At 47.2% G+C, this 14,785-nt stretch carries 12 protein-coding genes; 6 read left to right on the top strand and 6 right to left on the bottom strand.

Features of this window, described 5'->3' with window-relative positions:
- The first annotated feature begins 33 nt into the window (after positions 1-33).
- The 3 genes from Q1B11_RS11190 to Q1B11_RS11180 all read left to right on the top strand — a co-directional run bounded on the left by Q1B11_RS11190 (position 34) and on the right by Q1B11_RS11180 (position 5,814).
- Positions 34-405 (top strand): RidA family protein, encoded by a 372-nt coding sequence (locus Q1B11_RS11190; RefSeq protein ID WP_299732297.1) that lies wholly within the window; start codon positions 34-36, stop codon positions 403-405.
- Positions 406-904: 499 nt separating this feature from the next.
- Positions 905-2,140, top strand: coding sequence for an exonuclease subunit SbcD (sbcD, locus tag Q1B11_RS11185; RefSeq protein WP_299732295.1), 1,236 nt, complete (start codon positions 905-907; stop codon positions 2,138-2,140).
- Positions 2,140-5,814: an AAA family ATPase gene (locus Q1B11_RS11180; RefSeq protein WP_299732291.1), complete on the top strand. Its 3,675-nt coding sequence runs from the start codon at positions 2,140-2,142 to the stop codon at positions 5,812-5,814. Before sbcD ends, Q1B11_RS11180 begins: the two co-directional genes overlap by 1 nt.
- Before the next feature lie 163 nt (positions 5,815-5,977).
- On the opposite strand, the gene Q1B11_RS11175 is transcribed toward Q1B11_RS11180, so the two are convergent.
- Entirely contained in the window at positions 5,978-6,313 is a 336-nt protein-coding gene (locus Q1B11_RS11175; protein WP_299732288.1) for a hypothetical protein, read from the bottom strand.
- A gap of 166 nt (positions 6,314-6,479) precedes the next feature.
- Here Q1B11_RS11175 and Q1B11_RS11170 point away from each other — a divergent pair, with 166 nt between their 5' ends.
- The 3 genes from Q1B11_RS11170 (at position 6,480) to gltS (ending at position 8,835) form a co-directional block, all read left to right on the top strand.
- Positions 6,480-6,740 (top strand): type B 50S ribosomal protein L31, encoded by a 261-nt coding sequence (locus tag Q1B11_RS11170; RefSeq protein ID WP_067517523.1) that lies wholly within the window; start codon positions 6,480-6,482, stop codon positions 6,738-6,740.
- Positions 6,740-6,886 carry a type B 50S ribosomal protein L36 gene (ykgO, locus tag Q1B11_RS11165; protein ID WP_095210336.1) on the top strand — a complete coding sequence of 49 codons (147 nt, stop codon included), beginning with the start codon at positions 6,740-6,742 and terminating at the stop codon, positions 6,884-6,886. The genes Q1B11_RS11170 and ykgO overlap by 1 nt, the downstream gene beginning before the upstream one ends.
- Positions 6,887-7,608: 722 nt before the next feature.
- The gene (gltS, locus tag Q1B11_RS11160) at positions 7,609-8,835 is read left to right on the top strand and encodes a sodium/glutamate symporter (protein ID WP_299732278.1); all 1,227 of its coding nucleotides are present in this window, start codon (positions 7,609-7,611) and stop codon (positions 8,833-8,835) included.
- On the opposite strand, the gene urtE is transcribed toward gltS, so the two are convergent.
- From urtE to urtA, 5 genes are all read right to left on the bottom strand, one after another.
- A complete protein-coding gene (gene urtE / locus Q1B11_RS11155) occupies positions 8,836-9,540 on the bottom strand; it encodes an urea ABC transporter ATP-binding subunit UrtE (RefSeq protein ID WP_299732275.1) in 705 nt (234 codons plus the stop codon). It abuts the gene before it with no gap.
- A gap of 2 nt (positions 9,541-9,542) precedes the next feature.
- Positions 9,543-10,298 carry an urea ABC transporter ATP-binding protein UrtD gene (urtD, locus tag Q1B11_RS11150; RefSeq protein ID WP_299732272.1) on the bottom strand — a complete coding sequence of 252 codons (756 nt, stop codon included), beginning with the start codon at positions 10,296-10,298 and terminating at the stop codon, positions 9,543-9,545.
- Positions 10,291-11,448: an urea ABC transporter permease subunit UrtC gene (gene urtC / locus Q1B11_RS11145; RefSeq protein WP_299732269.1), complete on the bottom strand. Its 1,158-nt coding sequence runs from the start codon at positions 11,446-11,448 to the stop codon at positions 10,291-10,293. The genes urtD and urtC overlap by 8 nt, the downstream gene beginning before the upstream one ends.
- A 3-nt stretch (positions 11,449-11,451) precedes the next feature.
- Positions 11,452-13,074: an urea ABC transporter permease subunit UrtB gene (gene urtB / locus Q1B11_RS11140; protein WP_299732266.1), complete on the bottom strand. Its 1,623-nt coding sequence runs from the start codon at positions 13,072-13,074 to the stop codon at positions 11,452-11,454.
- A 192-nt stretch (positions 13,075-13,266) separates the two neighbouring features.
- Complete coding sequence (gene urtA, locus Q1B11_RS11135; protein ID WP_299732263.1) at positions 13,267-14,574, bottom strand: urea ABC transporter substrate-binding protein; 1,308 nt, start codon at positions 14,572-14,574, stop codon at positions 13,267-13,269.
- Positions 14,575-14,785 lie beyond the last annotated feature (211 nt).

The raw sequence follows: 14,785 nt of genomic DNA, 5'->3' as shown, positions 1-14,785 counted from the left end.
CTCGGGGATTACCGCTCTACTCGAGTATTTCAAATGAAAATCCATCGCATTAACCCTTGCAAACGCTGGTCTGACATTACGATTTTTAATGGCATTGCCCATTTCGTTGAAGTAGCGGATTCGGATACCAGTGCAGATATCACCGGGCAGACCCATCAGATTCTGGCCCAGGCGGAAGAGGCATTGCACAAAATAGGTAGCGATCGTACCAAAGTATTATCCGTCACCATTTATGTTACCGATTTTGCTAATCTGCCGGCACTGAATGCTGTTTGGGATGAGTGGTTCCCGGAGGGCTCAGCCCCCAGCAGAGCCTGTGTTAAGGCGGAGCTGGCTGATCCGGATTATCTGGTTGAAATGGCTTTTGTGGCAGCGGCTGAAGAAGTATTTCTCGAACAATACTAACTCTAACGTCTAATATACGATTCAAGCCTCTTTTTGAATAATATTCTGGATAACATTTTTTAACCATTGAGAGGTTTTTAATATGAATGTAACGTCAATCAATCAAGCGCTTAATGGCCAACTACCGCAAGACGTTAAAGCACCGAAATTGGCCGCGGTTAAAGTAACATTTGACGGTAAATACTATTCAGTAACCACCAATAGCAAGCCAACTCCTGCACTGCGCAAGTCAAAAGCTACCAAGCCAGCCTTACCTCCGAAACCTCTCCCACGCTACTTTGCAACCATAAAGTCTGCGTGTGAAAGGATGTATATCAAGCACGCTCCATTAGGCCTAACTCAGAAGACTTCTGGCAGCGATGGAAAGCAGCACTCCTTCACTCGCGTATAAATCAAAGGCCTGAGTATTCGGGCCGTTTCCTTTCCCTTTCTTAGTCATTGGACATCTTTAGAATCTGGTGTAGCTTTGCAGTTCCTGATTATTTTATAAAAGCTGACCATGCGCATCTTACACACCTCTGACTGGCACCTTGGCCAACACTTTATGGGTAAAAGCCGGGAGGCGGAACACCAGGCTTTTCTGGACTGGCTAACTACGCTGGCAAACGAAAAGCAGGTGGATGCGCTGATCATTGCCGGTGATATCTTTGATACCGGCACTCCACCGAGCTATGCCAGAGGTTTATACAGCCGCTTTATTGTGAATCTGCAGAACACCTGCTGCCGGCAGCTGGTTGTTATTGGTGGCAACCACGATTCCGTTGCCACACTGAATGAATCGAAAGAGCTTCTGGCCTGTCTGAATACCTTTGTTGTGGGCGGTGTCACCGCAAGCCCGGAAGATCAGGTCAGAATTCTGAACAACAGTGACGACGAACCCGGCGCCGTTATCTGTGCCATTCCATTTGTACGACCACGGGATGTACTGGAAAGCCAGGCTGGAGAATCCGGTGAGGGTAAGCAACAGGCGCTGCAACAAGCCATTGCTGATCATTACCAAACCATCTACCGCGAAGCCGAGAAACTGGCCGGGCAATCATTACCTATCATTGCCACTGGCCATTTAACGACAGTGGGCGGGCAACTTACAGAGTCGGTTCGTGAGATTTACATTGGTACGCTTTCCGCCTTTCCCGCTTCCGCCTTTCCCTCAGCCGATTACATCGCCCTTGGGCATCTGCACCGCCCTCAAGTCGTTGCCGGGCAAGAACACATTCGCTATTCCGGTTCCCCGATTCCTTTAAGCTTTGATGAAGCCGGTGCTGATAAACAAGTGACGCTTGTGGATTTTAAGGATGGCAAGTTGAGCAGTATTGAACCGATCGTCATTCCAGAATTCCGCAAGCTCATCAGTATCAAAGGCTCTCTGGACGATATTGATCATCAGCTGGATGAACTCACCATTGATCAAAATGCTTTAAATCCCTGGCTGGAAATTGAAGTGACCGCCGACGTGTATTTCCACGACCTGCAAAGTCGAGTGGAACAACTGGTCATGGAGAAAGAATCGCTGAGCACCTGCGAACTATTAAGAGTTCGTAAGAAGCGGGAAAAAGCACCCGCGGCGCTCACCACCATCGAGCAGGAAACACTGGCTGAACTAAAAGTCGAAGAGGTTTTTCAACAGCGACTGGAGCATGAAGAAATAGCGGAAGATCAGGTAAAAAAACTGACCTCTGCCTTCTATTCCGTTATTGATACTCTGCACGATGAACAGCAGAAGGAGAAAGTCTGATGAAAATTCTCAGTCTGCGCCTGAAAAACCTAAACTCCCTGAAAGGTGAATGGAAAATCGATTTCCAAAAGTCTCCTTTTACGGATAACGGTTTGTTTGCCATCACCGGTCCTACCGGTGCCGGAAAAACCACACTGCTGGATACCATCTGCCTTGCCCTCTATCACCAGACGCCTCGCCTGAACACCATCTCAGCTTCCGATAATGAGCTAATGACTCGACATACGTCAGAGTCTCTGGCAGAGGTGGAGTTTGAAGTAAAAGGTCAAGCGTACCGGGCATTCTGGTCGCAACGCCGTGCCCGTAGCAAAGCCGATGGCAAACTGCAGGCGCCTCAGGTTGAGCTAGCTAAAGGTGATGGCACCATCATCACCACCCGAATAAACGACAAACTAAAAATAATCAGCGAGCTTACTGGTTTGGATTTTGACCGATTCACCAAATCCATGATGTTGGCACAGGGTGGATTTGCGGCGTTTCTCGAAGCTAACGCCAATGATCGGGCAGAACTGCTGGAGGAGCTCACCGGCACCGAAATCTACGGCGAAATCTCCCGTCGTGTTTATGAGCGCATGAAGTCAGAAGAGCAACAGCTCAGTCTGCTGAAGGCAAAGGCAGATGGCGTCTCATTATTAAACGATGATCGCCTGAATGAACTCAAAGAAGAAAGTGATCAACTCTCAGAGCAATTGCAACAGGCTGGCGAAAACCGCCATAAACTTGCAGAACAAAAGCAGTGGCTCGAGCAATTAACTCGAAAAGAAAAAGAATTAGAAAGTGCAAGAGATGCCGTTAGTCAGGCGCTGAAACAGCAAACAGAACAACAAGAGCAGCTCGATCGCCTGGCTCAGGCGATGCCTGCCATCGAACTGCAATCGGACTGGGAACGTCTGACCAGCTTGCAGGAAAAACAAAAGCAACTCAGCGATGCACTGAGTCGAAACCAGAGTGAGCTTGCCAAAAAACAGGAAGAAGTCGCTGTATTGCGCGAACAGCGCCAGCAGCAATTTACGACACTGGAAAACCATCGAAAAACGCAATCCGATACGGAAACTTTAATCAGTGAACAAATTAATCCGCTGGATTCTGATATTCGTCGGCTGACCGAAGAGCTGCAAAACCTTGAGTCAAAACTTGCCACTAATAAGAATGAGCAAACATCAATTCAACAGGCGATCACCCAACAAGAAAACAGTCGGGCAAAAATAACCGATCGATTAAACCAAATCACCGCGTATCTGCAGCAAAATAGCCATCATGAAAAACTGAGTGAACTCATACCGGTACTCAGAACCTGGTTTGAACAACGGGAAGACATCAGCAAAGAGTCGCAGGCCAGCCAGCAAAATATTCTTTCCATTGAAAACGACGCAAAAAACCTTGCTGACAGTCATGGACAATTAAACGACAAACTGCAAACGCTGATCGAAACCCAACAGCAGCAAAGCTCAAACTACGAATCATTACTGAGTGAAAAACAGTTATTGCTGGAGGGGCAGAATGAAGAGCAATTACAAGCTGAGCACAAGGTCTGGAATGATCACTATCCACACTACCTGAACCTGAATACGCTGAGTCAGCAGTTCGCGAAACTCTCCAGCGAACAAACACACTCTCAGGAACAACACGCCAAGCTGAGCGTTGCATTCACAGAAAAAAATGCACAGGTAGAAACGTTACGGAATCAATATCGCGACACCAATCAACACTGCAATGACTTAAAGGCGCTGTTAGAGCAGGAAAAGCAGATAACCAAACTGTCGGACTATCGGGACAAACTTCAGCCCGGCGACGCCTGTCCTTTATGTGGTGCCAAAGAGCACCCGGCTATTGAGCATTATCAGCAACTCAATATTTCTGAGACTGAGCGGCGCTTGCAAGCCAAACTGACTGAGTTGGAATCACTGAAAAATCGTGGCGAAACCGCCAGTAAAGAGGCAACCCGGCTGCAGACGCAGTCGGAAAATTATGAGCAATCAATTCAGAAGCTTCAGGAAAACACAGCGCACCTGCATACAGAGTGGCAAAAAGGCTGTTTATCCACCGGGATCTCGGTACCGTTAGAAGATACTTTCGCCTATCAGGCTCTGTATTCAGAATTTATAACGGCAGGAGAAGCCCGAAAACAACGGCTCGAACAACTCACATTGCATAATCAAACAGTACAGCAACAGCAGCAGACGCTGGATAAAATAAGCCAGGATATCAACAATCTGAATCATCAGCGTGATGTCGCGACGCAACAACATCAGCAATGGCAGGATAAATTAATAGACTGGCAACAAAGGTTTGAGCAGCAATCTGCAGGGCTAAAAGCGCTGGAAGCAAAAATCACATCCACACTGAGCAGTGAACTGAACGAACAACTGCCAACAGCGGTTGATCAATGGGCGTGGTTGTCCCAACAGGAGCATAACAAGCAACAATGGCAGTCTATTTCAGCCGAACAGAAGACGCTGAATGAGCAATTCCAAACGCTGAATCAAGCAATGACACTGAGCAATCAGGATGCACTGAAAATCACTCAATTAATTCAGGAACAGCAACAGTCAACTGAACAGACACGACGCCAGATACAGAGCAAACAGCAACAGCGTCAGATGTTGTTTGGTGAAAAGACCGTAGCTGATGAACGACAGCGACTCAAAGATCTGATTGCTAATGCCGAGCTTGCCAACCAACGTTCTCAACAACAGCTGGATGAACTTCAACAGAACCTGAGCCAGTTATCCGGCAGTATTCATCAGCAAAGCCTGGAGTTGTCTGATCTGGATACCAGCCTGGACACAGCAACTACCAACTGGAAAAACAAGCTGGAAGACAGCCCTTTCACAGATAGCCAGCAGTTTTTACAGGCGCTCATTGAGCGTGAAGAGCGTCAAACGCTGCAAAACCTGAAACAACAGTTGGAGCAGCAACTGCATGAAGCCAATGGTCGTTTATCCGCCTCTGAAGCAAGTCTAAAAGCACATCAGGATGTCGCGAATACCGACACGCCAATGGAGGATGTTTCTAAACAGTTGACTGAACAGGAAAATAGCATTCGGCTGATCAACCAGCGGCAAGGCGAGATTTCTCAGGCGTTAAAAGATAATGAAGCCAAACGGCTCAACCAGAGTGAACTGTTCAAAACCATTATTTCTCAGGAAGAAGCATTTCAGGTGTGGGCTCAACTCAGCGGCCTGATTGGGTCGAGCAAAGGCGACAAGTTCCGTAAATTTGCCCAGGGGCTAACACTGGATCATCTTATTCTGTTGGCTAACCGGCAGCTGGAACAGCTTCATGCCCGCTACCTGCTGAATCGCAAGGGTAATGATGAGCTGAGTATTGAAGTTCTGGATACCTGGCAGGGTGAAACGGCAAGAGACATCAAAACCTTATCCGGCGGAGAAAGCTTTCTGGTAAGCCTCGCTCTTGCACTTGGGCTTTCTGATCTGGTCAGCCACAAAACCCGGATTGACTCTTTGTTTCTGGATGAGGGCTTCGGCACACTGGATCAGGAAACATTAGAAACAGCCCTTAACGCTCTGGATAGCCTGAATGCCAGTGGCAAGATGGTGGGGGTTATCTCTCATATTGAGTCTCTGAAGGAGCGGATTCCGACTCGAATTGAAGTAAGAAAGGAAGCTGGGCTTGGCCACAGCAGGCTGGACAGCCAGTTTGCTGTCAGCTGATTCTGCCATGGTGATTATGGAATCTTTGTCGGGAAATTGTCCTAGTGCAGGGGAGTGATACTACCCATACCGTTCACACTGAGCGGAGTCGAAGTGTGGTGCTTTGATCCTTCGACTCCGCTCAGGATTAACGAGGGTGTATGCCTTATAACGCTTGGCTGCACTAGACTCCACCATTGAAAACATTCGTCACAACAGAGCCCAATGGTTTGGTGGCTTCATCTGAGTTGTCAGGATCTGCAGCATTGGCTGATGAGGAGACCTGTGCAAGCTTATCTTCCAACTCCCTGAGCGCCTTAGCCAACTGTGAATCTTCCACAGCCTGCATCCTTAGTTCTTTTAACAGGTCGTTAAACTCCTCCTTGCTCAAGGCCACCCCCGTGGTTGGATCGGTTGCATTGCCCTGATCGTCCAGCTCTGGCACCTGAGCACGAGAGCCTTGAGCTTGGTTCGTAAACGAAGCGGGAGAGCTTCCTGCTGAGCCTATTGAATCTGACATCCTTATCACCTCTTCTGCGTCTAACTTCTTAGAAATCACCAACAAATCACATAAAGCTGCCGTTGAAACTTACATAAAGATTAGTACATGTTCTTGATCTGTTTGACATCACAAACGCCAATGCTATGTTATAACGTAACATTTATCGATTACAGTGTTTTACATCATGAAGAAAAATATACATCCCAATTATCGTACCGTTGCTTTTCACGACCTGGGGGCAGACAAACTGATTTTGGTTCGATCAACGGCAGAGACCGATCGCACCATGGAAATTGATGGGACGACTTATCCCTACATGACGCTGGATGTCTCTTCATACTCTCACCCGTTTTATACTGGCAAACAGAAAACCAGCACCTCTGATGGACGGGTTGCCCAATTTAATAAACGTTTTGGTAGATCTAGTCTCAAGAGAGGTAAATAATGCAGGTTTTATGCTCTCTGAAAAGTGCCAAAAATCGTAGCAGTGATTGTCAGGTAGTAAAGCGCCGTGGTCGTGTATATGTTATCTGTAAATCAAACCCAAAATTTAAAGCAGTACAGGGCAGAGCTAAAATGAAAAGGAAATAGTCTATATACTATTTGGATTGAATCGCAGCGCCTTTTTCATTAAAAACTCTGAAAAAGATTGCTGCCATTTCAACTGCTTTTGCCAATCGTACTTTATTAGCATCTGGATACTTCCAGTCATTTTTTGGCCATTTCCATCGTTTGACTTGGAACAGAAAGATCAAGAATTTCTGGCTCTAAAGGGAGCACAATCTACTTCTTTAGCATTTATAGCTTCTGTAGTGAGGCTGACTATTCCCGCCTTCAACCGCCTTTGGTCTTGTATTTATCAATTCTAAAACCCTTCACCAATTAAACTTTAATAAATCCTTTGATGCACCTGAAAATCCCAACGAAGAGCTGCTCTCTGAATATAATTCTATCCTGAGTTTGATATGCAATATCTCATATTTCCTGCTATAAACAATCATTCCCTATTGAACAATAAAAAATATAAATAGTTATTTTTCAATTACCAGCCTTTGATAAGCATCAGATTTTCGAATTAACTCGTCAATCAAATCACTCTTTATTACATAAAGGAATAAATATTCCCAAAACAAAACATTTATTCATTAAGTGTTGTGCTGGTAAGACGAAATATGAGATAAGATCACCCTTCGATTTTCACCGTAAATTATGACAAAGGGTAAATTTACTGAAAGCCATCAATTTTCAGTTTCTTTGTTAGATAAAATTATTTTTATTCAATTACGGAAGATACTGGGATAATAGAGGTTTTAATGACTCAACTGATTTCGGTAGGCGCTCTGGAGTCGTTCCTGATCGCTATTTTTGTTTTATTTCTTGGCCATAGCATTAACTCAAGGGTTCAAACGTTAAAGCAATTTAATATTCCTGAACCTATTGTAGGTGGCCTTCTGGTCGGCATTGTCATTGCCATCCTGCATGTGAATGGCATTAATCTGGAGTTTTACCTGCCACTTCAGGACACCTTCATGCTGATGTTTTTCGCAACGGTCGGGCTTGCCGCCAATTACACCCAAATGATCAAAGGCGGGAGAAAGGTATTTATCTTTCTGGTTTTTGCCTCCATTTATATCGTTCTGCAAAATGGCCTTGGCTTGACCCTGGCGACTCTGCTGGGCCTGGACCCTTTAATGGGACTAATTGCAGGCTCTATTACCCTCTCTGGCGGACACGGCACCGGCGCAGCATGGTCTCAGACCTTTCACACGATGTATGGCATGGAAAATGTTCTGGAGATTGCGATTGCCTCAGCAACGTTTGGTTTGGTAATGGGCGGGATTATTGGCAGCCCTGTTGCCCAGCGACTGGTTGAAAAAAACAACCTTAAATCGATCTATGGCAATACACCGACCATTCATGAACAGTTTCCGGAGCTGGTGACTTACAGCGAATATGAGCAAGAGAGCGTGACGTCCAAAAAAGTCATTGAAACCCTGTTTGTGCTGTTAATCTGCGTTGCTGGTGCCAAGTATCTCGAGATCTGGGTGAACTCCTTTAACATTACCTGGCTAACCATCCCGGATTTTGTTTACGCCCTGTTCATTGGTGTGATTATTACCAATACGCTTGAAGTAACCAAACTCAAGACGCTGGATGTAGAAACTGTGGACGTTCTTGGCACCGTCTCTTTGTCTTTGTTTCTGGCTATGGCACTGATGAGTCTGAAACTCTGGAATATTCTGGATTTAGCCGTGCCACTGCTGATCATTCTGGCAGCACAGACGGTGATGATGGCTATTTTCGCCTATGTCATTACCTTTCGTGTGATGGGAAAAGACTACGATGCCGCAGTCATCTCCAGTGGCCACTGTGGTTTTGGCCTCGGTGCTACGCCTACAGCGGTGATGAATATGGGTACTGTAGTTAACCGCTTTGGCCCATCGCCTCAAGGCTTTATGGTGGTGCCCATTGTCGGCGCGTTCTTTATCGATATTGTGAACCTGATTATTTTGCAAACCACTCTGGCAATTATTGGGTAATTATACTGTCATCAACCTTCTTACCGCGGCTTCATCCATGGAGTCGCCGGTTCCTGCCAAAGCCACTTCACCACGATCCAGCACCACGTAAGAATCAGCCAAATCCCGGGCAAATTCAAAGAACTGTTCCACCAGCAAAATCGCCATTTCGCCACGATCTCTCAACATACCAATCACCGACTGAATATCCTTGATAATCGATGGCTGGATGCCTTCTGTCGGTTCGTCCAGAATTAACAGCTCTGGCTTGGTGATCAGCGCTCTGGCAATGGCCAACTGCTGTTGCTGACCGCCAGACAAATCGCCGCCCCGGCGATGGCGCATCTGCAGCAACACAGGGAATAGGTCGAAGATTTCAGCATCAATCCGACGCCGAGAACGGGGTAAACAGGCAAAGCCGGTTTCCAAATTCTCCTGCACCGTCAACAATGGAAATATCTGTCGCCCCTGGGGAACATAGGCAATGCCCTGCCGTGCACGAGTGTGAGCGGCTGTGGACGCAATATCTTTTCCCTGCCAGAGAATTTTCCCATTGGATGGGCTAACTCTACCGGCAACGGTATTCATAAGCGTCGTTTTACCAACGCCGTTTCGCCCCATCACACTGGTGACCTGACCTTTCCGGGCATTCACCGACACAGACTTCAGCGCCTGACTGGCGCCATAGAACACATCAACGCCCTGTACTTCCAATGCTCCGTCCATGTTTACCTCCCTAAATACACGTCGATGACTTTCTGATTTTGCTGCACATGATCCAGAGAACCTGTCGCCAGAACACTGCCCTCATGCAGCACCATGACCGGACATTCCAAGGCACGAATAAACGCCATATCATGCTCAACCACCACAACGCTGCGCTCTTTTGCTAACGCTTTCAGCAAGTCTGCCGTTCTGAATGTCTCTTCATCCGTCATGCCCGCAGCGGGTTCATCCACCAGCAACAGTTCCGGCTCCTGAAGCAATAACATGCCGATTTCCAGCCATTGTTTCTGGCCGTGCGACAGTGATTCGCCAGCCCACTCTCTTCGATCAGACAGGCGAATCAGTTCCATCACTTCATCAATTCTGGCAGCACCTTGTGAGCTCAATTTGCCAAACATGGAAGCAAAAGGCGAACGCCTTCCAGACAGCGCCAACTCGAGGTTCTCCCATACTGACAGGCTTTCAATCACCGACGGCTTCTGAAACTTCCGCCCAATGCCCATATTGGCTACCTGGGTTTCATCGTAACGGGTAAGATCCACATCTCCGCGAAAAAACACATCGCCGGAATCCGGACGCGTCTTTCCGGTCACCACGTCCATCATGGTGCTTTTACCGGCACCATTAGGGCCAATAATGGCGCTCAACTCTTTCTCTCGCACCATAAACGACAACTCATTGAGAGCACGAAAACCATCAAAGCTTACGGTCACATTGTTGAGATAAAGCAGAGTGTCGTTGGGTATATGTTTATCCATGGTCAACTAACTCCCTGTTACTCATTAATTGCCTGCGCGTTTTAATGAAATCCACCACCTGCTGATACAAACCCACCAAACCTTTGGGCAGCCAGAGGGTGGTCACCACAAACAACGCCCCAAGGGCAAACAGCCATGCATCGGGCATTACGCCGGTAAACCAGGTTTTGGCATAGTTGACCACCACGGCACCAATCACCGCACCGTAAAGCGTGCCACGGCCACCTACGGCTACCCAGACCACAAGCTCAATGGAATTAACAGGAGAAAACTCGCCGGGATTTATGATGCCCACCTGTGGCACATAAAGTGCACCGGCAATACCCGCCAGCATGGCTGAAACGGTAAAGGCCACCAATTTGAAATGCTCAACCCGGTAACCCATAAAACGTACCCGGCTTTCCGCATCTCTGACCGCAACCAGTACTCGTCCATAACGACTGCTCACCAGCCAGCGGCATAAAACATATCCCAGCATCAGTGCCAGAGCAGAACTGATAAGCAGCACCACTCGGGTGCCATCACTTTGCAAGCTGAATCCCAGCAGGTCTTTAAAGTCCGTCAGACCGTTATTACCACCAAAGCCAAAATCATTCTGGAAAAACAGCAGCATTAATGCATACGTCAGCGCCTGAGTAATAATCGAGAGATATACTCCCGTTACCCGAGAGCGGAACGCCAACCAACCAAATAGAAAAGCCAGAATCCCAGGCACCAAAGCCATCATCACCATGGCAAAACCAAAGGAATCAAACCCTTGCCAGTACCAAGGGAGTTCCTGCCAATTCAGGAACACCATGAAATCCGGCAGCTCCGGATTCCCGTAGACGCCTCGATCACCAATCTGGCGCATCAGATACATGCCCATGGCATAACCGCCCAGGGCAAAAAAAGCACCGTGGCCAAGGCTGAGAATACCGCAATAGCCCCAAACCAGATCCAATGCCAACGCCAAGAGCCCATAGCAAAGATATTTGCCCAGCAGCGTTACCGTGTAATTACTGACGTGCAGCGCCGAACTTTCCGGCATCAAGGTATTCAACAAAACAACCACTGTCGTGACAACAAACACAAACGACATCAGAAGTTTTCCAGCACGGTCTTCCAATAGCAGTCGGGTAAGCCAACCTTTGCTCCATTTATTCTCCATTTCTTACCCCTCAACCGCCCGACCTTTAAGAGCAAACAGCCCCCTCGGCCTTTTCTGAATAAACAGAATAATAAATACCAGCACCAGAATTTTAGCGACCACAGCGCCCGCCCAGGGCTCAAGGAATTTATTCACAACCCCCAGCCCCATGGCTGCCACCAATGTGCCCCACAAGCTACCAACGCCACCAAAAACCACCACCATGAACGAATCAATAATGTAGTTCTGACCAAGGTTTGGCCCCACATTGGTTAACTGGGAAAGGGCTACACCGGCAACGCCGGCAATCCCGGAACCAAGGCCAAATGTCAGCGCATCCATCTTTCCCGTAGGAATACCCATGGAGCTAGCCATGGCACGGTTCTGGGTCACTGCTCGAATATTCAGACCAAAGCGGGTGTAACGCATAACAAACAACAAGGCGAAGAAGATCAGAAGGCTAAAACCAACGATATAAAGACGGTTCCAGGTTAACGACAGTGCTTCATTAATAATCCATGAGCCACTCATCCAGGAAGGTGTTGCTACCTCTTGGTTCAGGGGAGAAAAAATCGTTCTTACGGCCTGCTGCAAAATCAAGCTGATACCAAACGTCGCCAGCAGCGTTTCCAGCGGTCGGCCGTAAAGGTGTCGTATTACCAACCGTTCAATCAGCACGCCAGCAGCACCGGCCACCAAAAATGCCATGGGAATGGCAATAAACAATGATTGATCAATTAAGTTCGGAAACACAGATTGAATAACAAATGTCGTATATGCCCCCAGCATCATCATCTCACCATGAGCCATATTGATAACGCCCATGACACCGAAAGTAATCGCTAAACCAATCGCAGAAAGCAATAGAACGGAACCAAGGCTCAAACCAAAAAAGACACTTTCTGCCATGCCATAGTATTGCTGTCGTTGATCGATTTCTGCCAGCGCGACACGGATAGACTGCGCCAGTTCGGTACTACTGGTATCCGCCAACGAGGCCGCCAGCTCAGACCGAACATAGGGATGATTGAAATCCGTCAGTACATGAATAGCCTCAAGTTGAGCAGCCCCCTTCGCAGTCTGAAAAGTATGGAGGGATAAAGCAACGTCGAGCGCTGACAGCACCTTCTTGTTTTTTTCGTTAGCTCTCATGACGTGGAAAGCATTCAGTGTTTTATTATCAAGGGTTTTCAGGCTGGCATAAATAGCCTTCTTTCGCGTATCAGGATTTTTTGACTTCAGATCCCACGACGCCAGCGCTGTCTTCAAAACAGAACGAAGTTGGTTATTGATGCGCACTTTTTTTAAGGCTCTTTTCTTTACCGTTCCCAATTCATCAGAAGACAATAAATCGTAAATTCGGTATTTCTTTTCCGGTGTTTTCTCTGCATACACCAATTGCTTTTGCTTTTTTACAACAAACAGACGGCCATTTAGCCAATGCTCCAAAACTGTCTGGCTCGCGTCACTGCCTTCGTTGGTCAGGGAAATTACTACCTGCTCTAACTGTGACCAGGTGCTTTTTTTAAGCAACGGTTCGAGTTTATCTGTGGTTAATGAAAAGCCCGGTTGGGATACTAGTAACAGCAATAACAACAGCATGCTGCCAAGTAATCGTTGAATGAGTTGAGAGACACTCTGATTCATATAACATCCTTAGAGTATTTAGTCACACCCCCACGGGGACAATGGGAGTGCAACTATACCCGTCGTCTTTCAAGCTGCTACTTTGTTGGCAACGCTCACTCACCCCAATCACCTACTACTCGTAGGCTCATGGGGACTCACTCGGTTGCCGCCGCGTAGCAACTTAAAATACTTTGGGTATTCACTGTTGAATCAGTAGTTCTGGCCGGAGCAGACGCCGGTTTCCAAGTTGTAGTTACCGCACTGCACTGGCGCTGACCAGTCGGCAACAATCTTTGAGCTTTCTGGCAGGAAATCCGTCCATGCATCGCCAATCACGCCGCCTTTGGTTTCCCAAACAATTTCAAACTGACCATCGTCTTGTATCTCACCAATCAGTACAGGTTTGGTCAGGTGATGGTTGGTATTCATAACCGCAGTTCCACCCGTCAGGTTAGGAACAGAAATTCCATACATGGCAGAGCGAACGTCATCGACATCGGTGGTTCCCGCTTTTTCAACGGCTTCAGCCCACATGTTGAAACCAATGTATGTGGCTTCCATTGGGTCGTTAGACACTCGATCTTCATCCTTGATAAATGCCTGCCACGCGTCGATAAATTCATCATTGGCATCACTTTCAGCACTCATAAAGTAGTTCCAGGCCGCCAGATGACCAACCAGTGGACCGGTATCAATACCAGACAATTCTTCTTCACCCACGGAGAATGCAATCACCGGAATGTCTTCAGCGGATACGCCCTGATTACCCAGCTCTTTATAAAACGGTACATTGGCATCGCCGTTTATTGTGGAGATAACCGCAGTCTTCTTACCGGCATTACCAAATTTTTTGATGTCTGAAACAATGGTCTGCCAGTCAGAGTGACCAAACGGCGTGTAGTTAATCATGATGTCTGCGTCTTTGATGCCTTTGGCTTTCAGATAAGACTCAAGAATCTTGTTGGTGGTTCTTGGGTAAACGTAATCAGTGCCCGCCAGTACAAAACGATCAACACTGCCGCCTTCTTCGCTCATCAGGTAATCAACCGCAGGGATCGCCTGCTGATTGGGTGCTGCCCCGGTATAAAAAACGTTTTTGGATGACTCTTCACCTTCATATTGAACCGGATAGAACATCAGACCGTTCAACTCTTCAACTACTGGCAGTACTGACTTTCTGGACACGGAAGTCCAGCCGCCAAAAATCACATCCACTTTTTCTTTTACCAAAAGCTCCCGGGCTTTTTCTGCAAACAAAGGCCAATCTGATGCAGGATCAACAACCACAGCTTCCAGTTTCTTTCCAAGAATACCGCCGTTCTTATTTTGTTCTTCCACCATCATAAGAACAGTGTCTTTTAATGTGGTTTCACTGATCGCCATGGTGCCGGACAGTGAGTGAAGCACTCCCACCTTGATGGTATCTGCAGCCTGCGTCATAGCAGAGAACGACAAAGAAGCGGTCGCAACGGACGCCCATATCAGACTTCTGGAAATTTTTTTTATTTTCGTTTTCATGTTTCCCTCTCTTTCTGTTTGTTGTTCTGATTAATTCCTGAACAAAAATAGCAAGAGGTATGCCAGTACCCGCCCCCATACAATAAAGGAGCAAATTCCATCGAAACAAAGCATTTATATGGAGCAATCACGCCCTCGCCTTATTTTAGGGCGCCCAACGCGGGTATAAATTATCGGCGCACCAAATCAAGGCAAAGCAGTTGCACCATTA

This window comes from uncultured Endozoicomonas sp. (genome assembly GCF_947495845.1).
In the GTDB taxonomy this organism is placed as follows: Bacteria; Pseudomonadota; Gammaproteobacteria; order Pseudomonadales; family Endozoicomonadaceae; genus Endozoicomonas.
This window is presented reverse-complemented; position numbering and strand designations above follow the sequence as displayed.